This window comes from Stenotrophomonas sp. SbOxS2 (assembly GCF_013416715.1).
GTDB lineage: Bacteria > Pseudomonadota > Gammaproteobacteria > Xanthomonadales > Xanthomonadaceae > Stenotrophomonas > Stenotrophomonas lactitubi.
The window spans coordinates 125765-149742 of sequence record NZ_JAAVXD010000006.1; the positions used below are offsets into that span (position 1 = coordinate 125765).

General features: G+C 66.7%; 21 protein-coding genes and 1 other RNA gene. 15 read left to right on the forward strand and 7 right to left on the reverse strand.

Features of this window, described 5'->3' with window-relative positions:
* Window positions 1–196: 196 nt before the first annotated feature.
* Window positions 197–829 carry an FAD-linked oxidase C-terminal domain-containing protein gene (locus HFK18_RS21905; protein ID WP_306669836.1) on the reverse strand — a complete coding sequence of 211 codons (633 nt, stop codon included), beginning with the start codon at window positions 827–829 and terminating at the stop codon, window positions 197–199.
* A 262-nt stretch (window positions 830–1091) separates the two neighbouring features.
* On the opposite strand from HFK18_RS21905, the gene HFK18_RS14065 reads away from it, so the two are divergent.
* The 4 genes from HFK18_RS14065 (at window position 1092) to HFK18_RS14080 (ending at window position 6472) form a co-directional block, all read left to right on the forward strand.
* Entirely contained in the window at window positions 1092–2072 is a 981-nt protein-coding gene (locus HFK18_RS14065; protein ID WP_257216241.1) for a CS1 fimbrial subunit B flags: Precursor, read from the forward strand.
* A 110-nt stretch (window positions 2073–2182) separates the two neighbouring features.
* The gene (locus HFK18_RS14070; protein ID WP_343202965.1) at window positions 2183–2683 is read left to right on the forward strand and encodes a CS1 type fimbrial major subunit; all 501 of its coding nucleotides are present in this window, start codon (window positions 2183–2185) and stop codon (window positions 2681–2683) included.
* Between the two features lie 116 nt (window positions 2684–2799).
* Window positions 2800–5241 carry a TcfC E-set like domain-containing protein gene (locus tag HFK18_RS14075; protein WP_257216242.1) on the forward strand — a complete coding sequence of 814 codons (2442 nt, stop codon included), beginning with the start codon at window positions 2800–2802 and terminating at the stop codon, window positions 5239–5241.
* 37 nt (window positions 5242–5278) lie between these two features.
* Window positions 5279–6472: a hypothetical protein gene (locus HFK18_RS14080; RefSeq protein WP_180166745.1), complete on the forward strand. Its 1194-nt coding sequence runs from the start codon at window positions 5279–5281 to the stop codon at window positions 6470–6472.
* A 59-nt stretch (window positions 6473–6531) separates the two neighbouring features.
* Here the strand turns inward: HFK18_RS14080 and HFK18_RS14085 are convergent, their stop codons facing one another.
* From HFK18_RS14085 to HFK18_RS14100, 4 genes are all read right to left on the reverse strand, one after another.
* Complete coding sequence (locus HFK18_RS14085) at window positions 6532–7917, reverse strand: FAD-linked oxidase C-terminal domain-containing protein (protein WP_180166746.1); 1386 nt, start codon at window positions 7915–7917, stop codon at window positions 6532–6534.
* Window positions 7914–8531 (reverse strand): metal-dependent hydrolase, encoded by a 618-nt coding sequence (locus HFK18_RS14090; protein WP_180166747.1) that lies wholly within the window; start codon window positions 8529–8531, stop codon window positions 7914–7916. Before HFK18_RS14090 ends, HFK18_RS14085 begins: the two co-directional genes overlap by 4 nt.
* Before the next feature lie 110 nt (window positions 8532–8641).
* Entirely contained in the window at window positions 8642–9034 is a 393-nt protein-coding gene (locus HFK18_RS14095; RefSeq protein ID WP_180166748.1) for a YraN family protein, read from the reverse strand.
* On the reverse strand, window positions 9000–10721 hold the full coding sequence (locus tag HFK18_RS14100; RefSeq protein WP_180166749.1) for a penicillin-binding protein activator: 1722 nt from the start codon (window positions 10719–10721) through the stop codon (window positions 9000–9002). Before HFK18_RS14100 ends, HFK18_RS14095 begins: the two co-directional genes overlap by 35 nt.
* An 81-nt stretch (window positions 10722–10802) precedes the next feature.
* Between HFK18_RS14100 and rsmI the strand changes: the two genes are divergently transcribed.
* Both rsmI and rnpB read left to right on the forward strand, forming a co-directional pair.
* Entirely contained in the window at window positions 10803–11621 is an 819-nt protein-coding gene (gene rsmI / locus HFK18_RS14105; RefSeq protein ID WP_089238759.1) for a 16S rRNA (cytidine(1402)-2'-O)-methyltransferase, read from the forward strand.
* A gap of 122 nt (window positions 11622–11743) precedes the next feature.
* Window positions 11744–12095, forward strand: an RNA gene (rnpB, locus tag HFK18_RS14110) — RNase P RNA component class A.
* Window positions 12096–12173: 78 nt separating this feature from the next.
* Here rnpB and HFK18_RS14115 read toward each other — a convergent pair.
* Both HFK18_RS14115 and HFK18_RS14120 read right to left on the reverse strand, forming a co-directional pair.
* Window positions 12174–12653: a DM13 domain-containing protein gene (locus HFK18_RS14115; protein ID WP_180166750.1), complete on the reverse strand. Its 480-nt coding sequence runs from the start codon at window positions 12651–12653 to the stop codon at window positions 12174–12176.
* A gap of 316 nt (window positions 12654–12969) precedes the next feature.
* Complete coding sequence (locus tag HFK18_RS14120; RefSeq protein ID WP_180166751.1) at window positions 12970–13746, reverse strand: NRDE family protein; 777 nt, start codon at window positions 13744–13746, stop codon at window positions 12970–12972.
* Between the two features lie 324 nt (window positions 13747–14070).
* On the opposite strand from HFK18_RS14120, the gene mraZ reads away from it, so the two are divergent.
* From mraZ to murG, 9 genes are read left to right on the forward strand one after another with little or no spacing between them, the layout of a single operon-like run.
* A complete protein-coding gene (gene mraZ / locus HFK18_RS14125; RefSeq protein WP_025876601.1) occupies window positions 14071–14517 on the forward strand; it encodes a division/cell wall cluster transcriptional repressor MraZ in 447 nt (148 codons plus the stop codon).
* Between the two features lie 14 nt (window positions 14518–14531).
* Entirely contained in the window at window positions 14532–15500 is a 969-nt protein-coding gene (gene rsmH / locus HFK18_RS14130; protein WP_100551561.1) for a 16S rRNA (cytosine(1402)-N(4))-methyltransferase RsmH, read from the forward strand.
* Window positions 15497–15760: a cell division protein FtsL gene (gene ftsL, locus HFK18_RS14135; RefSeq protein WP_025876599.1), complete on the forward strand. Its 264-nt coding sequence runs from the start codon at window positions 15497–15499 to the stop codon at window positions 15758–15760. The genes rsmH and ftsL overlap by 4 nt, the downstream gene beginning before the upstream one ends.
* Window positions 15757–17601, forward strand: a complete 1845-nt coding sequence (locus HFK18_RS14140; protein ID WP_180166752.1) for a penicillin-binding protein 2 — start codon at window positions 15757–15759, stop codon at window positions 17599–17601. Before ftsL ends, HFK18_RS14140 begins: the two co-directional genes overlap by 4 nt.
* Window positions 17598–19106 (forward strand): UDP-N-acetylmuramoyl-L-alanyl-D-glutamate--2,6-diaminopimelate ligase, encoded by a 1509-nt coding sequence (locus HFK18_RS14145; RefSeq protein ID WP_180166753.1) that lies wholly within the window; start codon window positions 17598–17600, stop codon window positions 19104–19106. Before HFK18_RS14140 ends, HFK18_RS14145 begins: the two co-directional genes overlap by 4 nt.
* A complete protein-coding gene (gene murF / locus HFK18_RS14150) occupies window positions 19103–20497 on the forward strand; it encodes a UDP-N-acetylmuramoyl-tripeptide--D-alanyl-D-alanine ligase (RefSeq protein WP_100551563.1) in 1395 nt (464 codons plus the stop codon). The genes HFK18_RS14145 and murF overlap by 4 nt, the downstream gene beginning before the upstream one ends.
* Window positions 20487–21572 (forward strand): phospho-N-acetylmuramoyl-pentapeptide-transferase, encoded by a 1086-nt coding sequence (gene mraY, locus HFK18_RS14155; RefSeq protein WP_025876592.1) that lies wholly within the window; start codon window positions 20487–20489, stop codon window positions 21570–21572. The genes murF and mraY overlap by 11 nt, the downstream gene beginning before the upstream one ends.
* The gene (ftsW, locus tag HFK18_RS14160) at window positions 21572–22891 is read left to right on the forward strand and encodes a putative lipid II flippase FtsW (protein ID WP_180166754.1); all 1320 of its coding nucleotides are present in this window, start codon (window positions 21572–21574) and stop codon (window positions 22889–22891) included. Before mraY ends, ftsW begins: the two co-directional genes overlap by 1 nt.
* Window positions 22888–23976 (forward strand): undecaprenyldiphospho-muramoylpentapeptide beta-N-acetylglucosaminyltransferase, encoded by a 1089-nt coding sequence (murG, locus tag HFK18_RS14165; protein ID WP_180166755.1) that lies wholly within the window; start codon window positions 22888–22890, stop codon window positions 23974–23976. Before ftsW ends, murG begins: the two co-directional genes overlap by 4 nt.
* The last annotated feature ends 2 nt before the right edge of the window (window positions 23977–23978 follow it).

The following is a 23978-nucleotide window of genomic DNA, read 5'->3' on the forward strand; positions in this document are numbered from 1 at the left end:
TCAGCCATCCCATGCAAAAAGTTGCAAAGCGCACTGAACATGCGGCATCGCTTCAGCCACCGTGCAGGACTGCGACGCTGTGTCGCATGTGCTTTGCGGCGCGTTCTATTGCCGCGCCCTGTACAGACGTGCCAAGTCCGGCAGAGCGGAGGGTAGACCATGCTCCGCACCCACGCCCACCTGCCACCCTGATGGGTCACACCGGCGGCAACACTTTGCCCGGGTTGAGAATTCCATCCGGGTCCAGCGCGGTCTTGATGGCGCGCATCGTCGCCAGCGTCGCCGGGCTGAACGCCTGCGCCATGAAATCGCGCTTGGCCAAACCAATCCCGTGTTCGCCGGACAACGTGCCGCCCAACGCCAGCGTCAGTTCGAAGATCTTCGGCAGCGCCGCATGTGCACGTGCGTTCTCGTCGGCGTCGTCCAGAGTAGCGAACAAGTAGGGATAGAACGCAGAAGTCATGGCGGCGTCCTTGAGTGCGAAGCAAGGGGCCGCCCTCGCGCTGGGCGAGGGCGGCGGACGGTGCGTGGTTGCAATACCGGTGGCAACTCTGCGAAAAGCCGGCGGGCACGAGGCCCCCACGCACCGCCCGCCAAAGGGCACGGACCGATTGCCTGCCGACGCCGCCCAACAAGGAGAGAGCGACGCCGACAGGCAAGCGTAAAAAACGCCTTTGCCAAACGGGATTGCAAGCCCGTGCCACCCGTTGTCGGTGGCGCGCCATGATGTGCACGCAAGTGCTGCCATACCAATCAGAAAAGTTTCAATCTCGAGAACGTTGCAAATTTTCGGCACATGCAATGCGCGAAGCCAGGTGCGTATCGGCATGGCAGTTGCGACATTTTCCGTAGAGCCGAGCCCATGCTCGGCTCACCGCATTCTGATCGAAAAGCAGCCGAGCATGGCTCGGCTCTACAGAAGGCAAAGCACGGTGCCGGAAGTCATACGGCGCCGTGCTTGCTTTCACCTCACCATTTGTAGGTGCGACACGCTGGCATTCAACGCTGCTTCGTCAAATGCCGTGTCGTCGCTGGCATCGTCGCGATCCCGGTGGGCTACCACGTACGGGCCGACCAAGGGGCCAGCAATAATGTGGCCCTTCTACTGCGGGCACTGGCAAACACGGTCAGGCAGAACACTGTTACCCACGCTGCGCACCATAGGATCGGCGCGCCATGTGCAGGCGCATCTCCGCTGTGAAGCACGCCGCCCGCAGCATGGGTGTGGCGCTGCAAACATTCTGAAAGTCACGGTTGATCACGGTCTTTACAACAATTTTCATAGAGCCCGATTCGAGCCGCCGACACACTGTGCGCACTTCATCGGCGAAACTGTCATGGCCCGCGTTCTGTTTCTCATGCTGTTGTTTACACTTGCCTTCAGTAGCCGCGCCAGCCAGCCCCAGATCAATGTGGGGCCGCTGTTCGATTATCTTCAGCCCGGCAGCAGCACCCTGCTCAAGCGTATCCGCAACACGGGCAGCGCCACTGCCTACGTACGTGTGGAAGTCACCCGGATGCAGTTCGACGACGCAGGCAAGGTCAGCGAAACGCCCGTGGATACCGCTGCGTTGGCGCGCAATGCCAGCGACGCACAGGGCATCATCGCCAGCCCAAGCCGACTGATCATCGCCGCCGACGGCCAGCAGGCCACGCGCCTTGTGCATCGAGGTGCACGCGACGAAGAGCACTACTACAGATTGCGCTTTATTCCGGTCGCGCCGAGCGCCGAAGAGTTCTCGCTCAGCGAGGCGCAGGCGGCCGAAGCAGTTGCGGTGACCTCGGCCATCCAGGTCTTTACCGGGTACGGCACGATCCTGTTCGTCGCCCCCGAGACTGCGCGCTACGAGACCCGCATCGACAGCAACCAGATCCAGAACCACGGCAATGCCACCGTGGTGCTGGACAACCTGCGCCAGTGCGAACGTGCCAACCCGGATGCCTGCGCGCCCGGCGTGATCGTCCACATCCGTCCGGGCCAGGTCCATGCGCTGGATACCCCTGACACGCATTTCCAGCGTTACGAACTGCGGGAAGGTGACCGCCGCCGCAGCATCGATTCGCGGCGCTGATCCCTCGCCATCAACGTGATTGTCCCCACCGGGTCCGCCAGGAGCTCGTTGGGAGGGTGTGTCGTGTTCCTGGCCGTTGTACCCCTTTTCCCTTCAACAGGAGCGCATCCGTGCACCCCAAGAAAACCGTGTTGGCCGCTGCTGCGGCCCTGCTTATCTGCCCGGCCATCAGCATGGCCGCCATCGAAACCAAGAGCATCACCGTCAACGTGGAGGCCAACGTGCCCAACACGGCCGGTCTGCAGGTCTCCACGCCCGATGGTTGGGAAGGCCTGCCGCAGACCCTGCCATGGGACACTGCGCGCGAGACCCTCGGTGAGCTGACCGGCCGCGTGATCAACGTCAAGTCGCCGTCTGCCATCAGTGTCTACCTCACCGCACCGGCGCAGATGTCTTCGGCGGCCGATGTGGTGGACCTGGCCGTGAAGCTGGACAACGTGGTGGTGCCTGCCACCTCGGCTGCCAAGATCACTGTGGCCACCGCGGCGCAGGCGGCTGCCGGAAAGTCGCTGGCGTTCGCCATCGCGCCGACCGCACCGAGTGGCGGCTACCTGCAGGGCAGCTACGGCGGCCAGTTCCACATGATCTTTGAAAGCGACATCAGTCCCTGAGTTCATTGCCCCCCTGTGGCATCGCTGATGCCGCAGGGAGGGTGAGCCCGCTTATGCATCCTTCCCTCAAGAACGCTCATGCCCCGTTGTGCCGCCTGGCTAGCGCCATTGGCGCCATGGTGTTCGCAGCCTCCGCCCAAGCTGCGGGTCTGGCGATGGGCGAGCTACCCAGCCTGCTGGAACAGCGCGAGCATATGCCGGCCGAATTCCGCGAGCATCTGTTCGGTAACCCGCTGACCGTTCGGGTGGAACTGGATGGGCGCTACCTGGGCGATGCCGAGGTGGTGCTGCACGAAGACAACCGTGTGCAGCTGGTCGGGTTCGGCGAGAGCTACGACAGCCCTTGGCCCGAAACCGAGCGCGCTCGCTGGCGCGAGCAGTTGGCCGAGCCGATGGCGCTTGGGGTCTGCGACAGCCATTGCCAAGGACTGGCGGCGCTGCACTACAGTCTTTCCAACTCGCTGCTTACCCTGCTCACGCCAGGTGGAGCAGCAGTGCAGGATCGCCATATCGCGTTGCCCGAGGGCGGCAGCCAAGGCCTCATCGTACGCAACAGCCTGGCGGTGCACGATGGCCAGGGCCAAGCCAGCGCCACGCGATACAGTGCCGATCTGCGCGGCAGTGTTGGCCACTGGAGCACGGTCGGCAGTTACCAGTACTACGCGCAGCCGGGACAGGCCGAGCACTACCTCAGCGCGCTGTACGCACAGCGTGAGCGGGGTGACCACTTTGTGCGCGCGGGCTACTTCCTGCCTACCTTCGAGGGCATCATCCGCCAGCCGCGCGCACCGGGCACGCAGAACGACACCGCGTTGGGGCTGATGGTCGGCTCGTCCGACGTGTTGCTGGCCGACAGCAGCAGCCCCAGCGTATATCCGGTCTACGTCACCGCCAGCCGCGATGGCGTGGTCGAGATCTACCGCGACGGCAATCTGCTGGCCACCCAGGCAGTCAAACCTGGCATCCAGGAGATCGATACCCGTCGCCTGCCGGGTGGCATCTACGATGTCGAGTTGCGGGTGGTCGAGGACGGGCGTGAGGCGTCCCGCGAGAGCGCCGCCATCCACAAGCCCAGCCGCTGGCGCGATCCCAGCCGTCGCTGGCGCTACAGCCTGTTCGTCGGCCAGCAGCGTGGCCTGCTCGACAGCGCGGGTGCCAGCCAGAACGGCGCGCTGGCGACCGGTGCGGTCGTCAACCATCTGCTGCATCCGCGAGCGGTCGTGGGTGCCACCGTGCAGCAGATCGGCGAACGCCGCGCCGCCGGCTTGTCGCTGGACTGGCAGGCCAGCGAGCGTTTCAGCAGCTACACCAACTTCTACACCTCCAGCGATGCGGGACAGGGTGTCGATCTGCAGGGCCTGTACCGCTACCGTGCCGGTACGGTGGTGGCAAACCATTCCCGCAACTGGGCAGAGCAGCGACAGCGGGTACTGTCTGCCGACGGTGGGCTGCCGCGCTGGCAAACGCGCGGCGGCTGGCAGGACACCACCTCGGTGTCGATCTCCCATCGTTTCAGCCAGCACGACAACGCCAGCCTGCGCGTGGCGCGCAGCACGGGCTTCACCCGTGGTACGGGCATTGATGTGTCCTACGGCCGTCGCGAGACGCTGTTTGGCAGGCACGATGTGAACTGGCGGGTATCGGCCTACGACCGGCCCGGCAGCCGCTTTACGCAGGACCGTCGCCAGCGTGGTATCGATCTGACGGTCAACCTGTCGTTGGGCAGCGACCGCCGCAGCTACAGTGGCAGTCTCGGCAGCCGTACCGGCGAGGCCGGACAGCGCGATGCCTACATCAGCGCCAGCGCCACCCAGCGCAACGATGATCGTTTCGTGCGAAGCCTGAACGCCACGGTGAGCGCTGAGCGCGATGGCGTCAGTGCCGGTGCCGGCGCCTATCTGCAGGGCGCCGTGCTGGAAGGTGACGTGCAGGTGCTGCGCAGCGCACAGGACGGCAGGGTCAGTGGCAGCGCCAACCTGGACAGCACCGTAGTGCTGGGCGGTGGCCACGCCGCGATGCTGGGCCAGGGCCGTACGGGCAGCGTGGATACCGGCATGATTGTTGATGTACGCAGCGACTTTCCCGGCGTGCAGCTGCGCGCCGACGACAGCGCCGGCGGCGGTGCACGCCTGCGCCAGGGGCGCAACTTCGTGCCCGTTACCGCCTACCGCGCCGGCCACGTGCAGTTCGACTTTCAGGGGCGCGACGCACCCGCCGCCATCGTGCACCCGGCCACGGTGCGCTATCACCTGAACAAGGGTGGCGTGATGCATGCCACTGTCGATGTACTGCGCACCTTCACCGTGATGGGGCAGGTGGTCGACGCCGAAGGCCGTGGCGTGCGTGGTGTGCAGGTGATCAACCATGCCGGCCGCAGCGTGAGCCAGGAAGAAGGTTTCTTCACGCTGGAACTGAGCGCACGCGCGCCGGTGGTGGAGCTGCGTTACCCAACGCTGGTTAGCTGCACGCTGACGATGGATGAAGAGCGCTACCCGCGCGAAGGCGACGTGCTGATGGTGGGCGGCATTGGCTGCCCCTCGCCGCTGGCATCGCAGTAGCCCGGTCGAAGTCGATGTTCAAAAAGGGAACAAGACAATGAAGAGAGTCGTCTGCCTGATCGTGCTGCTGTCGGTGGCTTGCCTCTCTACCGCCGCCGCGCAGGTCGTGGAGGTCAAGGTCACCGGACAGTTCCGGCCCAATGCGCTGGACCCGAACAACACTGCGTTCGAGAACACCACGCCGCGCGGTAGTTTCTGCAGCTGGCGTCCGGCAGAGTGCCAGCGCCGCAATGCGTACATCTTTGATCTTGGCAACCGCGAGTACTGGCGCAAGAGCGGCGACGGTGACAACGCCTCTCGGCGTGACACAACCTACGTTGCCTTCCCGCCGCCGCGCATGGTCACGTTTACCAACGCGACCAATGGCCATAGTTTCCAGGCGCGCATCAGTTTCGTGGCGATGTCCCTGCGCCTGAATTTCAGCAATGGTGCCGATCCCTGGTATTACGGCGTGAGTGGCGGGTGCAGTGCCATCCGCGGTGCCGGTGGTCTGGGGTGGTCCATCGGTGGATGGGGCGTGCGTGATCCAGCCAATCCCCAGCCCTGCTACAGCACCCAGCGCCGGAATGGGCGAACTTATTCCTATCGAAACATTGGGCTGGGCATCAGCGTGGACCTGCCCAACTCGATGACCCTGCAGGATGGCCGCTACACCGCGCTGGAGGAGTGGACCACCGGCGGCGCCGGGGCCGACATCGACCTGGGTGACAACATCACCGGTGTCGAGCGCATCCGCATGGATTTCGCGTTCGACGTCGCGCATGACTTCCAGGCGCGTTTCGCCAGCGAGAATCCACGTGTCCAGCTGACGCCTGAAGGTGGTTGGGCACAGTGGGTCGATCACGGCCTGCCGCCGGCGGCGCTACGGCAGGAGCTGCCCTTCCATCTGACCACCTTGATGGATTTCACTATGAAGCTGCGCTGCGAGCACGAAGTGGGCGACCGCTGCGGCATCCGCAACCTGCGCGATGATGCGGTGGCGGCGGTGGATGTGGATGTGGATGTAACCCTGCCGGGCATGACCAACGTGCACGATGGACGCCCGGCGCAGAATACGTCGTTGCTGCCGGATGACGGGCGCGCGCCACGCTTCACCCCGGATGGCTACCTGATGGGCCGGCGCGCTCACCTGCGCTTTGCGGCCGGGCGTGAGGCAACGATGGAGATGCTCCGGTACCCGGGGTCGCAGTGGGCGGGTGCGATGACGGTGGTGTTTGATGCCAATCCGTAGTGCGAAAGAGCCTGGGCCGGTCATGGGTGCTGGCAAGCTCTGGTGCGTGGGGGCGCGGTCTATGCCGGCGGCAGCACCTTGCCCGGGTTGAGAATCCCGTCCGGGTCCAGCGCGTGCTTGATCGCGCGCATCGCCGCCAGCGTCGCCGGGGTGAATGCCTGCGCCATGAAATCGCGTTTGGCCAGGCCAATCCCGTGTTCGCCGGACAGCGTGCCGCCCAACGCCAGCGTCAGTTCGAAGATCTTCGGCAGCGCGGTATGTGCGCGTGCGTTCTCGTCGGCGTCGTCAGGGTGGTAGAGGATGTTGACGTGCAGGTTGCCGTTGCCGGCATGACCAAAGGTGACGATGGTCAGCGCGTAATCGCGCGCCAATGCCTGCACACCGGATACGAGTTCCGGAATGCGCGACACCGGCACCACCACGTCTTCGTTGATCTTGCCCGGGGCGACGCTGCGCAGCGCGGGCGACAGCGCCTTGCGCGCGGCCCACAACTGATCGCGCGCGCGGCCTTCCATCGCCACGTCAAGCTCGATCATGCCGTCGCCCTCGGCGGCGTTGGCCAGCGCCTGCAGCAGGTAGGGCAGGGTGTCGTGGTCGCCATCGGCCTCGACCAGCAGCATCGCACCGGCCTCCGGCACGTCGGCACCGTTGAGGCGCAGCAGCTGCAGGCTGCGTGCGTCCATGAATTCCAATCGCGTCGGAACCACAGGCTGCGACATCAGCCGCGATACCGCAGCGGCGGCTGCATCGGCGTCGCGGTACAGCACGCGCAGGCCGGCCTGGCTGACCGGCAGCGGGGTCAGTTTCAACGTTGCTTCCACGATCAGTGCCAGCGTGCCTTCACTGCCTACCAGCAGGTGGGTGAGGTCGTAGCCGGTGGCGTCCTTGGTGTAGGCGCCGCCGCAGCGGATCACCTCACCGGTACCGGTTACCGCCACCAGGCCCAGCACGTTGTCGCGGCTGGTGCCGTACTTCACCGCGCGCGGGCCGCCGGCATTGCAGGCGAGGTTGCCGCCGATGCTGCAGATCTCCGCGCTGGAAGGATCGGGCGCCCAGAACAGGCCGTGCGGCGCCAGCGCCTGCTGCAGCGTTCCATTGAGTACGCCCGGCTGCACCACGGCGCAGCGGTCACCGGCGCGGATCTCGACGATGCGGTTCATGCGGGTGAACGACAGCACGATGCTGCCCGGCAACGGCACGGCAGCGCCGGTGGTGCCGGTGCCTGCGCCACGTGCGACCAGTGCCACGCCATGCGTACGGCAGGCGCGCACCAGCGCCTGCACCTGTTCGATATCTGCCGGCAGTGCCACGGCAGCCGGGCGCTGGTGGCGCCAGGAGTTGTCCTGCGCGTTCGCTTCCAGTGCGCCGTCATCCATGCGCCAGCCATCGGCACCCAGCAGGGCGGATAGTTCGGCAATCAATGCAGCGGGCAGGGCAGTACTCATGACGGATCTCGTGGGGCAGCAGGGGCGGGTTGAATCAGTTTCCAGGCAACAACGGCGCCGGCCAGCGGCAGCCACACCCAACGCAGTTCCGACAGCAGCGTGGCCAGGCCGCGCGCGCTGAAGAACTGCGGGGCAAACGGGGAAACGCGGATCGGGCGCCAGGGCGCGAAGAAGCGGTGTTCGCTCCAGGGCCAGGCCAGGGCAACACCGAGGCCGCCGGAAGTCAGTGCATCCAGCAGCGGATGGCTGGCGGCGCAGATGAAGACGAACACAGCGGCTTGTACGGTTGACGCCAACGTTGGTTGGCACAAACCCGCCGACCAAGGTCGGCGACTACCGGAGCTGTGCGGTGCCGACCAAGGTCGGCCTCTACCAAAGCTGTGCAACAGCGCCGCCACCATGGCCAGCACGCAGGCGAACAACAACGAATGGCTGGCGCCGCGATGGCCGAACGCATCGGCATAGGGAATGTGCAGAGCGAAGGCCAGTACATCCGCGTCGGGCAGCATTGACGCGATCACACCGGCGGCCAGCAGGCGCGGTGGAATGCGGCCGCGATCAGCCGCGCACCACAGCGCCAGCGGCACGGCAGCGTGGGTGATGATCGATGGCATCAGTCACGCCCCATGGTAGTGCCGGCTAGGCCGCGCGCTGGTAGGTGCCAACCTTGGTTGGCACAGAAGCGCCGACCAAGGTCGGCCTCTACCAAAGCGGACGGTACCCATCAGCAATCATCCAACCGGAACGCGTCGCGCAGCCACTTCAGCTGCGGCGGATCACCACTGGCTTCCACCACATCGAAACGGCAGGGCGCATCGGCCAAGGCAGGATGGTCCTGCAGATACAGCAGCGCGGCATGGGCCAAGCGCCTGCACTTGCGAACATCCACCGAGGCGGCGCCGCCACCGAAGTCCTGTCGTGCGCGGTAGCGCACTTCCACGAAGACCACGGTGCCGGCGTCATCCATCACCAGATCCAGTTCACCGCCGCGATAACGCACGTTGCGTGCGCGCGGCTGCAACCCGGCCTGCTGCAGATGCTGCTCGGCGGCGGCTTCCACCGCCGAGCCACGTTGCAGGTGCTCAGCGACCACCGGCGATCGGCATCGGCCGGCCACCGCTGAAGGTCGACCATGCCGGCTGGCGCAGGATGTTGCCGTTGCTGTCCAGGTACAGCGTGCCGGTGGCGCCGTCCAGGCCGCCTTCGGTGGCCAGCTTGTCCAGGTAGGAACTGATCTTCCAGGCATCGGCGCCGAAGGCGAACAGTCGGCTGGCCGCGCCGCGCGCGCTGGGCAGGGTCTGCGCAACCTGGGCAGCGGACGGCACGCCGGACACGCTGCGCACGTTCCAGGCTTCGTTCGGGTAGATGATGCCGTCCAGCGCCACGTCTTCTTCGACCTTGCCGCTGCCGGTGGTCAGCTGCGACGTACCCACGCGGGTGGCACCACCGGCACCGGCCAGCGCCAGCTGCGGCGCCAGCAGGCGGGCCTGCGGTGCACGTACGGCCAGGAACACGGCATCGACCGCGCCGGCGTTGCGCACCTGCGCGCTGACATCACCCACCGTTTCGCTGACAGCAATGGTGGCGGCGACGCTGCCGCCACGCTGGGCAAAGCGCTGTGCGAATGCGGCAGCGGCGCGGCGGCCGGTGTCGTCGCTGCTGTTGATCACCAGCGCCTTGCTGCGCTCGCGGCCACGCATGTATTCGGCGGCGACGATGCCGTCGTCTTCCGGCGCCAGCGAGAAACCGGCACTGCCGGCCGGCGGCGCATCCTTGCCGCGGTTCAGGCCCAGCACCGGTACCGGCAGCTGCTGGCGGCCATACACGGCATCCACCTCGTCGCGGCCGAGCGGGCCGACCACGAAGTCGGCGCCGGACGCCACGGCCTTGTCATAGGCGGCCAGTGCACCGGCCGGGGTACCGGCGGTGTCGAAGAAGTTGACCTCCGGACGACGGCGGGTTTCGCCGTAGTACGCGCTGAGCAGGCCATCGCGCACCGGCTGCGCGGCAGTGGCCAGGCGGCCGCTGAGCGGCAGCAGCACCGCCAGCTTGGCCGGCGGGCGGTAGCCATCGCTCATCGCCGGCGGACGCTTGCTGGTGTCGAACTGGGCGGCGCCATCGCGATCGAACGGGCGCGGCAGCGGCAGGCCACGGGCGATCAACGCGCGGCCGGCAAAGTTGTACAGCGGGTCATTGGCCGGCAAGGCAGCGGCGCGGCTGCGCAGGGTGGCATCGTCGAGGGTGCCGAGCAGGCCGGAGATGGCGGCCTGGTTCTCGCTGCGCGCGGCACCGGTCAGGCCGGCATGCGCACGGGCGCGTTCGGTGGCGGCGCCGAACGCATCGCCGGTGGCCTGCAGGGCATTGGCGCGGGCCAGCGACCAGCGCGTGCGCAGGCTCGGGTGCACGTTGTCGCCATGATCCTTCAGCAGGGCCAGCGCCTGCGCCGGCTGCTTGTCGGCCAGCGCCAGTTCGGCACTGGCCAGCTGGTAACGCTGCAGGCTGGCACCGTTCACCTGGCGCGCGGTCACCTGGCCCAGCAGGCTGCGCGCGCGGGCGCTGTCGCCGGCAAGATGCCAGGCCCAGGCCGCATCGGCCAGGGCGTTGCTGCGGGCACCACCACGCAGGGTGGCGGCCAGCGCTTCCAGTTGCAGGGCGGCGTCGCGCGGCTTGCCTTGTTCGATCAGCGCCAACGCCTGGCTCTGGGCCGGCGATTCGGGCGCGCTGACGAGGCTGGTGGTGGCACAACCGGCCAGCAGCATCAACGACAGCGACAGGGCAGAGATGCGTGCGGCGGGCTTGTTCATGATCGGGTCCATGCGATGAGGGCAGCGGCCTTGGCCAGGTACACGCTAGGATTCTACCCTTGCCCCGTGAGTACCGCTGAAATGAGTGTCCCAACCCTGTATGTCGTCGCCACGCCGATCGGCAACCTGGCCGATCTGAGCCCGCGCGCGCAGGAAGTGCTGCGTTCGGTGGCGGCCATCTGCGCCGAGGACACCCGCCGCAGCGGCCAGCTGCTGTCCCATTTCGGCATCCAGCAGCCGCTGGTGGCCCTGCACGAGCACAACGAAGAGGCCTTGGCCCAGCGCCTGGTGGCGCGCCTGCAGGCGGGCGAGTCGCTGGCGCTGGTCAGCGATGCCGGCACCCCGCTGGTCAGCGATCCGGGCTTCCGCCTGGTGCGTGCCGCGCGCGCGGCCGGCATCAAGGTCAGTCCGATTCCCGGCGCCTGCGCCGCCATTGCCGCGCTGAGCGTGGCCGGCCTGCCCAGCGACCGCTTTACGTTCGAGGGCTTCCTGCCGGCCAAGGCCAGCGGCCGCCGCGACCGCCTGCAGGGGCTGGCCGGCGAAGTGCGCACGATGGTGTTCTACGAATCCTCGCACCGCATCACCGAATCCCTGGCCGACATGGCGGCGATCTTTGGTGGCGAGCGCCCGGCCGTGCTGGCGCGTGAGCTGACCAAGCTGTTCGAGACCGTGCTGGATGGCGACCTGGCCGGGCTGCTGGCGCAGGTGGAAGCGGACGACAACCAGCGCAAGGGCGAGTTCGTGGTGATGGTGCAGGGCGCTGGCGATGATGCCGAGGCGCAGCTGGCCCATGGCCGTCAGGTCTACGCCAAGCTGAGCGAGCACCTGCCGCCGTCGACCGCGGCCAAGCTGGCAGCCGAAATGACCGGTGCGCCGCGCAAGGCGTTGTACGGAAGTTGATGGATAGCCGCAGCCACGCATGGCGTGGCTCTACTGCAGATCCACGCCATGCGTAGATGAATGAATCGCGTGCCGTAATCAACCCGGCAGGGCAGGTCCACGTGCGGTAGAATGCGCGCGGCGGAGTCGGCCAGACAGTCGCGTCATCCCTTCGGGGGTGCCGAGGAAAGTCCGGGCTCCATAGGGCAAGGTGCCAGGTAACGCCTGGGCGGCGCAAGCCGACGGAAAGTGCAACAGAAAGATACCGCCTACGTCTTCTTCGGAAGGCCGGTAAGGGTGAAATGGTGCGGTAAGAGCGCACCGCGAGTCTGGCAACAGACCGGTACGGCAAACCCCACCTGGAGCAAGACCAAATAGGGATCCATTGGCGCGGCCCGCGTTGGATCCGGGTAGGTTGCTTGAGCGTTGCGGCGACGTAACGCCTAGAGGAATGACTGTCCACGACAGAACCCGGCTTATCGGCCGGCTCCGCCCCTTCATTCCATCCACGCATGGCGTGGATCTACCAGGTAGTGCCGGCCGTTGGCCGGCACCCGGAATCACCTGCCGGCCTCAGCCAGGCTTCCGGTACTGCCCGGCGGAAATGAACTGCGAGAAGCGCTCGCACCACACCACCACGGTGGTGAACTCATCCACGTCCACGTTGGCCGGCACATCCACCAGGAAGCGGTTGAAGGTCTTGACCTCGCCGATGCGCTGGGCCTTGTCCTTGATCTTCAGGAAGTCGGCCTTGTTGTCGACGAAGTCGTGGACCAGGTAGACCTTGTAGTCCGGGCCAGGGCCCATCTTGCCGTCGAAGGCGACCTGGCGGGCGCTGACGCTGACCTTGCCTTCGGCCCAATGCACCGCGTCACTGCCTTTGAGGTCGCGACGGAAGGTGGTGCGGTAAGTAGCGTCGGCCATCGCGGTCTGTACCTGCTCGACCGGCGGATCATCAGGGGCGATCAGAATGGGCAGGAAATACACGCCCAGGCCGAAGCCAAGGCCGAGGGTGAGTACGTGGGTGGCGAGCAGGATGAGGATGCGGCGCATGGGGCCTCCTTGTGGGTGTGGATCGCGCGGCATGGCGCCGGGCAGGACCACCTTGGGAGGCTGGGGGCGACATTTATAGACACAGTGCCGAAGGCGAAAAGGGCACAGCGGGGTGTCTGTGGTGCTGTAGCCCTTGTGGCAGAGGCGGGTATTGGTCGCGCCCTGAAGCTGAATGACGCGTTTGGTCTGTCCCGTCGACGGCCCATTTGATGGAGAACACGACACGCCGGGCGCTGGTAGTGCCGGCCGCTGGCCGGCAGGCGCGCGACCTGCCCGTAGATGCAGAGGTTGCCGGCCAGCGGCCGGCACTACCGGGTCAGAAAATGACGTGACTCTGTCCGCTGGGTACGCCTTGCGGTCCAAAGCGACGCTCATGGATTTCGCCGTGGCCGTTCGCGTCAATCAGCAGCACGGTGCTGGCGCGGGTGCCGTAATCGTCGCCACGGATGAAGGCGGGGCTGAGCCAGCGTTCGCGCTCCATGCCGATGCCGGTATCGGGCAGGTCGCTGTCGGCCGGGCGATGTTCGTCGGCCAGGGCGTTCCACAGTGGGGTCAGATCCCTTTCCCCTTGGGAACGGAATCTGACCCCGTCCTGTTCCAGCCAAGCGGAAAGTGCGTCCATCAACCGTCGGGTCTTTGGCCAAGGCGCGTCGATGGCGCCATTGGACATGCCGTGTACGCCCGGCCCAAGCGTCTGCCGCTCGGCCGGGTGGTTGCCCAGGTATTCCAGGCTGTGGCCATCGGCCAGCAGCAGGTTGAACGGGGCGTAGGCCGCGGAGATTCCGGCCAGACGTTCTATATGCGTACCCGCCGGATCGCGGCCACGCAGGTAGTCGGCCACCAGGGCACCACGTGACGGCCCGGTCTGGGACGCCTGCGGATCGCGGACGTTGGTCACCACCGCCATCCGGCCGCCGGCACCGACGCCGGCCCAGCCGCCGCCGGAGCGCAGGTCGCGCCCGCCGATGACGGACGTCTCATCCTGCCAGGGGGCCAGGGCCGCGGTGGGGCGGGCGTGGAACTCATCACGGTTGCCGGCCATGACCAGCCGCCAGCGCGGGTGGTGCAACCAGCCAAGAGCAAGCAGGCACATGGGGCCATTGTGCCCGGTTTGCGCAGAGCGGGGTCGCTTTCAGCCTGTTCCGGATGAATGCGCAGGCCATGTTTCACGCGGCCTCCACACCCCTGAACTTCCGTTCAATCTCAAAAATTGAGACGGATCAGCAACTTGTGGATAAACCTTGAACAACTCTCTAAACATTGGCGCAAGCCATTGATGCGGCTGGCGATTTCCCCGCTGAAAAGTTGTTGACAACCCTTGGGCCGCTGCTAAGGTGGGCATCAGAGGGAAATCCGGGTGTTTTGTGGATTTTCGTGGTTCAATGTTTCACCGGGCGAAGGATAAGGTGCAGGCGTCGTGTTCCAGGGCGAGACGGCCATCACAGTTGACGACAAAGGACGCATGGCGGTTCCCACCGCTCATCGCGACCTGGTTGCGCGCGTCAGCAACAACCGTCTCGTATTGACCTACAACCCCTTCGAGTCCGGCTGCCTGTGGCTGTATGCCGAGTCGGAATGGGAGCGGGTGCGCGACGACGTCATGTCCAAACCCAACACACAGCGCGTCGTACGTCTGCTGCAGCAGAAGCTGGTCGGTTCAGCCGCCCACCTGGAGCTGGACGGCAACGGTCGCATCAGCATTCCCGCCAGCCACCGCGGTGCGGTGGGCATTGAGAAGAAGGCGGTATTGCTCGGTATGGGCGACAAATTCGAATTGTGGAGCGAGCAGGCGCATCGGGCCCTGATCCAGCAGACGTTGTCTGATGAGGATCTGGGTGATGGGTTGCTCGACCTGAAGTTGTGAGCCGGGGTGCCCGGATGCGCCCAGAAGCGCAGACCGGTCACCTTCCGGTGTCGCAGTCGCCGGCGGTGCATCTGCCGGTCCTGTACACCCAGGTCCTGGAAGGCCTGAGGGTGATCGAAAACGGACGTTATCTGGATGGCACGTTCGGTCGTGGCGGTCATGCACGTGGCGTGCTCACCCAGCTCGGTCCCGAGGGACGCCTGCTGGTCATGGACAAGGATCCGGAAGCCATTGCCGTTGCCGAGCGCGATTTCGCGCCGGACCCGCGCGTGTCGATCTTCCGCGGCAGCTTCGCCCAGCTGCTGCAGTGGAACGAGACCGCCGAAGGCCTGGATGGCGTGCTGTTCGACCTTGGCGTGTCCTCGCCGCAGCTGGATGTCGCCGAGCGTGGTTTCAGCTTCGGCAAGGACGGCCCGCTGGACATGCGCATGGACCCGGACAGTGGCGAAAGCGCTGCGCAGTGGATCAACCGCGTGGAAGAGCGCGAGCTGATGGACGTGCTGTGGACCTATGGCGAAGAGCGCCAGGGCCGACGTATCGCCAAGGCCATCGTGGCCCGCCGGGACAAGCAGCCGTTCTCGCGTACTGCAGAACTGGCCGAGTTGATCGCCTCGGTGATGCCGCGCGGCAAGGACAAGATCCATCCGGCCACGCGCAGCTTCCAGGCCATCCGCATCCACATCAACCGCGAACTGGCCGATCTCGAAGCCGGGCTCGATGCGGCCGTGCAGCGGCTCAAGCCCGGTGGCCGGCTGGCGGTCATCAGCTTCCACTCGCTGGAAGACCGCATCGTCAAGCAGTACATGAACCGCCTGGCCAAGGCGCCGCCGGCCAACCGCCGGCTGCCCGAGGCGCAGGTGTTCGTGCCGACGCTGGACCTGATCGGTGGCGCCATCAAGGCCACCGACGAAGAGCTGGCGATGAACCCGCGCGCCCGCAGCGCGGTGCTGCGTGTCGCCCAGAAGCGGGAGGCCGATGCATGAGCCGGCTGCTGCTGATCATCCTGTTGGCCTGCACCGTGGCCTCGGCGATCGGCGTCGTGTTCGTGCGTCACCGTCACCGGCAGACGTTTATCGAGCTGTCGCGCGCCGAGCGTGCGCGTGATGACCTGAACATCGAATTCGGCCGCCTGCAGCTGGAGCAGGCGACCCTGGCCGAAGCCAACCGCGTGGACAGCATCGCCCGCGAAAAGCTCGGCATGAAGTTCCCCGAGGCCGCCGACGTCGTGGTGGTGCGCCCATGAGCAAGACCGGCCGCAACCGTCCCCGCAACGCCTTCAACCTGCGCCAGCGCCTGCGCTGGGTGGCCTTGGCACTCGGCCTGTGCTCGGTGTCGCTGGTCGGTCGTGCCGCCTACGTGCAGATCATCAACAGCGACTTCTACCAGCGCCAGGGTGAAGCACGTTACCTGCGCGAACTGCCGATCAAGACCTCGCGCGGCATGATCACCGACCGCAACGGCGAGCCGTTGGCCGTGTCCACGCCGGTCGCTTCGATCTGGGTGAATCCGCAGGACCTGCTGCGTTCGCCCGAGCGCATCCCCGAGCTGGCACAGGCGGTGGGCATGTCGGTGGACGAGCTGAGCAGCCGCCTGTCGCAGAAGTCGGACAAGGAATTCATGTACCTGCGTCGCCGGATCAATCCGGACGAGGCAGAGCGCGTGGTCGCCCTGAAGATTCCGGGCGTGGCGGCACAGCGCGAGTTCCGCCGCTTCTACCCGCAGGGTGAAGCGATGGCGCACGTGCTGGGCTTCACCAACATCGACGACCGCGGCCAGGAAGGTCTGGAGCTGGCCTTCGACGAATGGCTGCGTGGCAAGCCCGGCGGCAAGCGGGTGATCCGCAACCGCAAGGGCGAGACCGTCGAAAGCGATCTGCTGCGCGCCGCCGAGCCGGGCAAGGACCTGACTCTCAGCATCGACCGCCGCATCCAGTACCTGGCCTTCAAGGAACTGCGCAATGCGCTGGTGGCCAACAAGGCGGCCGGCGGTTCGATGGTGATCATGGACGTGACCACCGGCGAGATCCTGGCCATGGTCAACCTGCCGACCTACAACCCGAACTCGCTCAACGGCGCGGTGCCGGACACGCGCCGCAACCGTGCGGTGACCGATCTGGTCGAGCCGGGTTCGACGATGAAGCCGCTGACCATCGCCACGGCGCTGCAGGCCGGGGTGGTGACCAAGGACACCGTGATCGATACCAACCCGGGCTACATGCAGGTTGCCCGCTTCACCATCCGCGACGTGCCGCGCAACAACGGCGTGCTGAACGTCACCGGCGTGATCACCCGCAGTTCCAACATCGGTGCGGCAAAGGTTGCCGCGAAGATGCCGGACCAGGTGTTCTACGACGGCGTGCGCCGCTTCGGCTACGGCTCGGTGCCGCACAGTGGTTTCCCGGGTGAATCCGGCGGCGTAGTGCGTCGCCCGGCCAACTGGGACGGTGCCACCAAGACGACCATGTCCTACGGCTATGGCCTGAATGTCACGCCGCTGCAGATCGCCACCGCCTATTCGGCGCTGGCCAACGGCGGCAAGTTGATTGCGCCGACGTTCGTCAAGGGCCAGCGCAACGAAGGTCATCAGATCATCGACGAGAACGTCGCCAAGCAGGTGGTGGCGATGATGGAAACGGTGGTCACCCAGGGCGGCGCCAAGCAGGCGGCGGTGCTGGGCTATCGCGTGGCCGGCAAGACCGGTACCGCGCGCAAGACCGGCCCCGGTGGTTACGAGCGTGGCCACTACAACGCGCTGTTCGCCGGCGTGGTGCCGGCCACCAATCCGCGGTTTGCCACCGTCATCGTCATCAACGACCCGCAGGGCGGCAAGTTCTACGGCGGCCTGGTGTCGGCGCCGGTCTATCACAACGTGATGGAAGGCACCCTGCGCCTGATGGACGTGCCGCTGGACGACCTGCAGTCGTGGCTGGCTGCCCAGCAGTCCGGAAAGATCGGCCATTCGGCGTCGGTGCTGCCGGTGCCGCCGGCTGAAGCCGCACTGCCGGTGGATGCCGCCGCTGAATTCGATGCCGCGCTGCCCAGCGCGCAATCCCATGTGCCACCCGCTACGGGAGGCACGCAATGAGTCCTTCGATGTTGCTTTCGCAGTTGCTTCCGGACGTGGCCCTGGCGGGCCATGATCCCGTTCTGACCGGCCTGGTGCTGGACAGCCGTGCCGTGCGCCCCGGCAATGCCTTCGTTGCCATCGCCGGTTTCGGCGCGCATGGCCTGGGCTTTGTCGAGCAGGCGCGCGCAGCCGGTGCTGGCGCGATCCTGTTTGAAGCACCGGCGCCCGCCGAACTGCCTGCACCGGCCGATGCCATCGCCGTGCCGGACCTGCGTGCGCGCTTGGGTGCGATGGCCGACCAGTTCCATGGCGCGCCTTCGCGGGCGATGACCATGGTTGGCGTGACCGGTACCAACGGCAAGACCTCCACCGTGCAGCTGCTGGCCCAGGCTTGGCACCTGCTCGGTACGCCCAGTGGCAGTATCGGCACGTTGGGCGCCGGACTTTATGGTGCGGTCGAGCCGACCGGTTTCACCACCCCGCTGGTGCTGCAGATGCATGCACTGCTGGCACAGCTGCGCGACGACGGCGCGCGTGCGGTGGCGATGGAAGTCAGCTCGCACGCACTGGACCAGGGCCGCGTGGATGCCGTGCACTACGACGTGGCGGTGTTCACCAATCTCACCCGCGATCACCTTGATTACCACGGCGACATGGCTAGCTACGGCGCGGCCAAGGCGCGGTTGTTCCATCGTCCGGGCCTGAAGGCGGCGGTGATCAATCTTGACGATGCATTTGGTCGCCAGCTGTTCGCCGGCCTGCCGGCGGGCGTGCAGGCGATCGGCCTGAGTTCGCGCGGTGCCGACGGCGCCAACGTGCGCGCCGACGCACTGCGGCTGGATGGCCGCGGCATCGGTTTCGAGCTGATCATCGACGGCCAGCGCGCTGCGGTGCAGTCGCCGCTGCTGGGCCGCTTCAACGTGGACAACCTGCTGGCCGTGGCCGGCAGCCTGCATGCGCTGGGGCATCCGCTGCCGCGCATTGCCGAGGTGCTGTCGGCGCTGCAGCCGATCCGTGGCCGCATGAACCGCCTCGGCGGCGAAGACGGCCTGCCGACCGTGGTGGTCGACTACGCACACACCCCCGACGCGCTGGAACAGGCGCTGGACAGCCTGCAAGGCCACCTGCAGGGCACGCTGTTCTGCGTGTTCGGCTGCGGTGGCGAGCGCGATACCGGCAAGCGCCCGCAGATGGCTGCGATTGCCGAACGTCTGGCCAACCAGGTCATCGTCACCGACGACAACCCGCGTGGTGAAGATGGCGACGTGATAGTGGCCGACATCCTGGCCGGCTTCGCTGATGCCTCCACCGTGACCGTGCAGCGCAACCGCGCGCGCGCGATCGGCCTGGCGGTGAAGCGCGCCGGTGCCGGCGACATCATCCTGATTGCCGGCAAGGGCCATGAGCCGTACCAGGAAGTGAATGGCGTGCGCCATGACTTCGACGACACCGAAGTGGCCGCTGCTGCACTGGCCGCCAAGGTCGGTGTGCTTTCCGCGCAGGCCGGGGAGGGTGCGGCATGAAGCGCACCCTGCTTTCGCTGATCGCGCACTGGGCCGGTGGCGAGATCCACGGCGACGACGTGGCCATCGACGCCATCAGCAACGATACCCGCAGCCTTGGCCCGGGCAGCCTGTATGTGGCGCTGCGTGGCGAACGCTTCGACGGCCATGACTTCGCCGCTGACGCACAGGCACGTGGCGCCAGCGCGCTGCTGGTCGAGCGCCTGCTGCCGCTGGACCTGCCGCAGGTGCTGGTGGCCGACAGCGAGCGCGCGCTGGCGAAGATCGCCGCCGGCATGCAGCGCGACCGTGCCACCGAACTGTTCGCCATCACCGGCAGCAACGGCAAGACCAGCGTGAAGAGCCTGCTGCTGGCGATCCTGCAGCAGGTGGCCCAGCACGCGCACAAGGTGGTCTACGCCAACCCGGGCAACCGCAACAACGAGATCGGCCTGCCGCTGGCAGTGATCGACGCACCGGAAGATGCCGACTACGCCGTCTACGAGATGGGCGCCGGCAAGCCGGGCGACATCGCTTACCTGACCGACATCGCGCGCCCGCGCTATGCCCTGGTCAACAACATCGCCCCGGCGCACCTGGAGCGGATGGGCAGCCTGCTCGGCGTGGCCGTGACCAAGGGCGCGATCTACGCCGCACTGCCGGCCGATGGCGTGGCCGTGATCAATGTCGACGACGCCTACGGGCGCTGGTTCGAACAGCATTTCATCGGTACCCCGGCACGTTGCCGGGTGCTGCGCTATGGCCTGGAACACACCGCCGACGTCACCGCGCGCGACATCCGCGCCGGTGCGCAGGGCAGCCGCTTCACCCTGGTCACGCCGATGGGCGAGGCGGGTGTGGTGCTGGGCCTGCCGGGCCGCCACAACATCAGCAATGCACTGGCCGCCGCCAGCCTGGCGCTTGCCGCTGGCATCGAGCTGTCACTGGTGGCCACCGGCCTGGCCGAAGCACAGCCGGTGCCGGGCCGCCAGATCGCCCATCAGCTGCACAACGGCGCGGTGCTGGTGGACGACAGCTACAACGCCAACCCCGGTTCGCTGGCCGCCGCCATCGACGCACTGGCCGCCGCACCGGAAGAGGGCTGGCTGGTGCTGGGCGACATGCGCGAGCTGGGTCCCGATGCCGAGGCGCTGCATGCACAGGCGGGCATCCGCGCGCGTGCCGCCGGCCTCAAGCGCCTGTATGCACTGGGCCCGCTCAGTGCCGCCGCTGCCGCCGCGTTTGGCGAAGGCGGACGTCATTTCACCACCCATGACGCGCTGTCGCAGGCGCTGAAGGACGAGCTGCACGCCGGCGTGCGCTGCCTGGTCAAGGGTTCCCGTGGCAGCGCCATGGACACGATTGTCAAAGCGCTGCTGGCGCAAGGAGAGGAATCCCCGCATGTTGTATGAACTGGCTCGATGGTTGCAGCAGTTGGAGAGCCTGTTCGGGCTGTTCAACTACCAGACGTTCCGCGCCATCCTTGCCGCGTTGACGGCGCTGTTCCTGTCGCTGTGGCTCGGCCCGGCGATGATCCGCAAGCTCGCCCAGTTCAAGGGCGGCCAGCCGATCCGGACCGATGGTCCGCAGACCCATTTCTCCAAGGCCGGTACGCCGACCATGGGCGGTTCGCTGATCCTGCTCACCGTCACCCTGTCGGTGCTGATGTGGGCTGACCTGCGCAACCGCTACGTGTGGCTGGTGCTGGCGGTGATGCTGTGCTTCGGCGCCATCGGCTGGTACGACGACTGGATCAAGATCGTCCGTCGCGACCCGAACGGCCTGAAGTCGCGCTGGAAGTACCTGCTGCAGTCGATCTTCGGCCTGGCTGCAGGCATCTTCCTGTTCCAGACCGCCGACGTGCCGGCGGCGCTGACCTTCTATATCCCGATGTTCAAGTCGGTGGCGCTGCCGCTGGCCGGCATCGGCTTCGTGGCCATTGCCTATTTCTGGATCGTCGGCTTCTCCAACGCGGTCAACCTGACCGACGGCCTGGATGGGCTGGCGATCATGCCGACGGTGCTGGTGGCCTGTGCGCTGGGCGTGTTCGCCTATGCCTCGGGCAACGCCGTGTTCGCCAACTACCTGCAGATCCCGCAGATTCCCGGCGCTGGTGAGCTGGTCATCATCTGCGCGGCAATCGCTGGCGCAGGGCTGGGCTTCCTCTGGTTCAACACCTATCCGGCCATGGTGTTCATGGGCGATATCGGCGCGCTGTCGCTGGGCGCGGTGCTGGGCACCATCGCGGTGATCACCCGCCAGGAACTGGTGCTGGTGATCATGGGCGGCGTGTTCGTCATCGAAACGCTGTCGGTGATGATCCAGGTCGCCTCGTTCAAGCTGACCGGCAAGCGCGTGTTCCGCATGGCGCCGATCCATCACCACTTCGAGCTGAAGGGCTGGCCGGAGCCGCGCGTGATCGTGCGCTTCTGGATCATCTCCGTCGTGCTGGTGCTGATCGGCCTGGCCACGTTGAAGGTACGCTGATGAATGACCTGTCGCACCAGGCAACACGCCTTGAGGCCATCGGTGGCAGCTACGACAAGTGGCTGCTCGGCGCGATGATCGCGCTCACCGGGCTGGGCGTGGTGATGGTCGCGTCCAGTTCGATCGCGTTGATGAGCAGCCCGTTCTACTACCTCAACCGCCACCTGATCTTCCTGGCGGTCGGCATCGTGCTGGCGATCATGGCCGCGCGTACCGAGCTGAAGACCATCGAGCAGTACAACCAGATGCTGCTGCTGGGCTGCTTCGCGCTGCTGGTGGTGGTGTTCGTCCCCGGCCTGGGCAGCAGCGTCAACGGCGCCCGCCGCTGGATCAACCTGGGCATCTCCAAGTTCCAGACGGTCGAAGCGGTGAAGGTGCTCTACATCGTCTGGCTGTCCAGCTACCTGGTGCGCTTCCGCGACGAGGTCAACGCCACCTGGCCGGCAATGCTCAAGCCGCTGGGCGTGGCCGGTGCGCTGGTGGTGCTGCTGCTGCTGCAGCCTGACTTCGGTTCGTCCACCCTGCTGCTGGCGATCACCGCCGGCATGCTGGTGCTGGGCGGGGTGAACATGCCGCGCATGTCGATGCCGGTGGTGATCGGCCTGGTCGGCATGAGCGCGCTGGCGATCATCGAGCCGTACCGCATGCGCCGCATCACCTCCTTCCTCGACCCGTGGGCCGACCAGCAGGGCGACGGCTACCAGCTGTCCAACGCGCTGATGGCGGTGGGCCGCGGCGAGTGGACCGGCGTCGGCCTGGGCAATTCGGTGCAGAAGCTGTACTACCTGCCCGAAGCGCACACCGACTTCATCTTCTCGGTCACTGCCGAGGAATTCGGCTTCCTCGGCACCTGCACGATCGTGGCCCTGTACGCGCTACTGGTCGGCCGTACGTTCTGGCTGGGCATGCGCTGCGTGGAAATGAAGCGCCACTTCTCCGGCTACATCGCCTTCGGCATCGGCCTGTGGATCAGCATGCAGACCTTCGTCTCGATCGGCGTGAACCTGGGCATCCTGCCGACCAAGGGCCTGACCCTGCCGCTGATTTCGTCGGGCGGTTCGTCGGTGCTGATGACCTGCGTGGCGATGGGCCTGCTGCTGCGCGTGTCGTATGAGCTGAAGCGTGCCGAGCGCCGCCAGGCCGTGCGCATGGGCGCCGCCGACGACGTTGCTGGCCCGGCTCCGGCCGAGGCGCCAGCCGCACCGGTGGCGAAGAAGGTGCCGATGGCCGCCGAACCGGCTGCGGCCGAGCCGGCCGCCGTGCGCGGCACCAGCCGCCTGCAGTCGCGCGTCGAACCTACCTTCGGGAGGCTCGGATGAGCACAGTCCAGAACAACGCCCGGCCGGTGATGATCCTGGCCGGTGGTACCGGCGGGCATATCTTCCCGGGCCTGGCCGTGGCCCGGGTGCTGCGCGCGCGTGGCGTGCCGGTCACCTGGATGGGCGCCGCTGGTGCAATGGAAACCCGTCTGGTTCCGCAGCACGACATCCACATCGATACGCTGGCCATCACCGGTCTGCGCGGCAAGGGCAAGCTGGCCCTGCTGGCTGCGCCCTGGCGCCTGATGCGCGCGCTGCGTGCCGCCGGCCTGATCATCCGTGATCGCCAGCCGCGCGCGGTGGTTGCTTTCGGTGGCTTCGCCTCCGGTCCCGGTGGCATGGCCGCGCGCCTGCACGGCCTGCCGTTGATCGTGCACGAACAGAACCGCGCGCCGGGCCTGACCAACCGCATCCTGTCGCGCTACGCGCGCCGCCTGCTGACTGGTTTCCCGGGCACCTTCGCTGCACGCGAGGAGTTCGTGGGCAACCCGGTGCGCGCCGAAATCGCCGCCGTCGCACCGCCGGAACAGCGGCTGGCTGATCGCAGCGGTCCGCTGCGCCTGCTGGTACTGGGCGGCAGCCAGGGCGCACGCGCCCTCAACAGTGGTGTGCCGCAGGCACTGGCCGCGCTCGGTGCGCAGGTGCCGGTGGTGGTGCGTCACCAGAGTGGCGAGAAGCTGCATGCCGAAGCGGTGGAGGCCTATGCCAAGGCCGGCGTGCAGGGCGAAGTGACGCCGTTCATCGCCGACATGGCCGAAGCCTTCGCCTGGGCCGACCTGGTGGTGTGCCGTTCCGGCGCATCCACGCTGGCCGAGCTCTGTGCGGTCGGCATCGGCAGCGTGCTGGTGCCATTCCCCGCTGCTGTCGACGATCACCAGACCCGCAATGCGGAGTATCTGGTCGAGCGCGACGCGGCCGTATTGCTGAAGCAGGACGAAACGCTGGCAGACGGCATTGCCGCGCTGCTGCGTGATCTGTCCGAAAATCCCGCCCGCCGCATGCAGATGGCGCAAGCCGCGCGTGCCCTGGCCAAGGTCGATGCCGCCGAGCGCATCGCCGATATCATTCTCGAGGAAGCTGTATGAAG

Bases quoted from the DNA above. Each gene is read 5' to 3' on its own strand.
- rsmH (WP_100551561.1), top strand. From the start codon at position 14,532: ATGCGCCCAGAAGCGCAGACCGGTCACCTTCCGGTGTCGCAGTCGCCG.
- HFK18_RS14120 (WP_180166751.1), bottom strand. From the start codon at position 13,746: ATGTGCCTGCTTGCTCTTGGCTGGTTGCACCACCCGCGCTGGCGGCTG.
- HFK18_RS14090 (WP_180166747.1), bottom strand. From the start codon at position 8,531: ATGCCATCGATCATCACCCACGCTGCCGTGCCGCTGGCGCTGTGGTGC.
- mraY (WP_025876592.1), top strand. From the start codon at position 20,487: ATGTTGTATGAACTGGCTCGATGGTTGCAGCAGTTGGAGAGCCTGTTC.
- HFK18_RS14140 (WP_180166752.1), top strand. From the start codon at position 15,757: ATGAGCAAGACCGGCCGCAACCGTCCCCGCAACGCCTTCAACCTGCGC.
- HFK18_RS14145 (WP_180166753.1), top strand. From the start codon at position 17,598: ATGAGTCCTTCGATGTTGCTTTCGCAGTTGCTTCCGGACGTGGCCCTG.
- HFK18_RS21905 (WP_306669836.1), bottom strand. From the start codon at position 829: ATGCCGATACGCACCTGGCTTCGCGCATTGCATGTGCCGAAAATTTGC.
- HFK18_RS14080 (WP_180166745.1), top strand. From the start codon at position 5,279: ATGAAGAGAGTCGTCTGCCTGATCGTGCTGCTGTCGGTGGCTTGCCTC.
- murG (WP_180166755.1), top strand. From the start codon at position 22,888: ATGAGCACAGTCCAGAACAACGCCCGGCCGGTGATGATCCTGGCCGGT.
- rsmI (WP_089238759.1), top strand. From the start codon at position 10,803: ATGAGTGTCCCAACCCTGTATGTCGTCGCCACGCCGATCGGCAACCTG.
- HFK18_RS14115 (WP_180166750.1), bottom strand. From the start codon at position 12,653: ATGCGCCGCATCCTCATCCTGCTCGCCACCCACGTACTCACCCTCGGC.
- murF (WP_100551563.1), top strand. From the start codon at position 19,103: ATGAAGCGCACCCTGCTTTCGCTGATCGCGCACTGGGCCGGTGGCGAG.
- HFK18_RS14085 (WP_180166746.1), bottom strand. From the start codon at position 7,917: ATGAGTACTGCCCTGCCCGCTGCATTGATTGCCGAACTATCCGCCCTG.
- ftsW (WP_180166754.1), top strand. From the start codon at position 21,572: ATGAATGACCTGTCGCACCAGGCAACACGCCTTGAGGCCATCGGTGGC.
- HFK18_RS14100 (WP_180166749.1), bottom strand. From the start codon at position 10,721: ATGAACAAGCCCGCCGCACGCATCTCTGCCCTGTCGCTGTCGTTGATG.
- ftsL (WP_025876599.1), top strand. From the start codon at position 15,497: ATGAGCCGGCTGCTGCTGATCATCCTGTTGGCCTGCACCGTGGCCTCG.
- HFK18_RS14065 (WP_257216241.1), top strand. From the start codon at position 1,092: ATGTGGCCCTTCTACTGCGGGCACTGGCAAACACGGTCAGGCAGAACA.
- HFK18_RS14075 (WP_257216242.1), top strand. From the start codon at position 2,800: ATGGTGTTCGCAGCCTCCGCCCAAGCTGCGGGTCTGGCGATGGGCGAG.